The organism is Pseudoalteromonas sp. TAB23, from assembly GCF_000498075.1.
Lineage (GTDB): Bacteria > Pseudomonadota > Gammaproteobacteria > Enterobacterales > Alteromonadaceae > Pseudoalteromonas > Pseudoalteromonas arctica.
Genome location: NZ_AUTP01000044.1, coordinates 1 through 945 on the forward strand (window position 1 = coordinate 1; position 945 = coordinate 945).

Here is a 945-nt window from a genome sequence, read left to right on the forward strand (position 1 = left end):
GGTAGCTACTGCTACAACTGCCAAAAAAGGCTCTGAAATACTACAAAGCTCTATAGCGAACTCCGACGCCATTGTAAGCCAAGTACTTAAATCGGTAGATTTAATAAAAAATCTTAATGAACAGTCTGCGGTCATAGGTTCCATTGTTTCGACAATTAGCAGCATTGCGGATCAAACTAATTTACTGGCACTTAATGCCGCAATAGAAGCAGCGCGTGCTGGTGATTATGGTCGAGGTTTTGCTGTAGTAGCTGATGAAGTAAGGCAGCTTGCAGCCAGCACGAGTCGCTCTACTAATGAAATAGCAAGTGTTGTTAAAAATAACCAGGAGCTCACTAATGATATATCAAAGCAAATAACGTCAGTTTCAGACTCATCAAAACAAGGAAGAGAGCTTATTGCTAATGTGTCTGAGGTCATTAAAGAGATTGAACGTGGAGCCGATATTGTTTCTCAAACGGTAGCTAAGTTAAATACTTAGTTAATTGCATGTTCCTATGTTTAAAGCTGCCTTCTTATGTGCTCAAACACACCTAACAACATTTTAAATTGATAAAGTGCGACAATATGTCGCGCTTTTGCTTTTGCAACTCACACTATAATTACGCCAATTATTACAGTGGCATAAATTAACAATGGTTTATAAAAGTAAAACTCAAAAAACATATTTACTAACGCCTGTCGCACTTTTTATTAGCGGTGTGCTATCTCCTTTTGCATTTGCCGACGATATGTCTTTAGAAGTAATTGAAGTACACGGACATGCTCAAAATAAGCATTTAGCACTTGGTTCGTCAGAATCGTTATTAAGTGATTTAGGTGTCGATTTTTCAGCAGCGGGCGGCGTATCTAACTTACCTATTTTAAATGGTTTAATGGGCGACAGAGTTAAAGTGTTAATTGATGGTGCAGATGTAACCGCTGCATGCGCTAATCATATGAACC

General features: G+C 38.5%; 1 protein-coding gene and 1 pseudogene. Both read left to right on the forward strand.

What is annotated here, in order from left to right:
- A partial coding sequence (locus tag L654_RS0101110; protein ID WP_024606996.1) for a methyl-accepting chemotaxis protein occupies nucleotides 1-481 on the forward strand: 481 nt, incomplete at its 5' end.
- A gap of 154 nt (nucleotides 482-635) precedes the next feature.
- Nucleotides 636-945, forward strand: a pseudogene (locus L654_RS0101115) (TonB-dependent receptor); the annotation flags it as partial.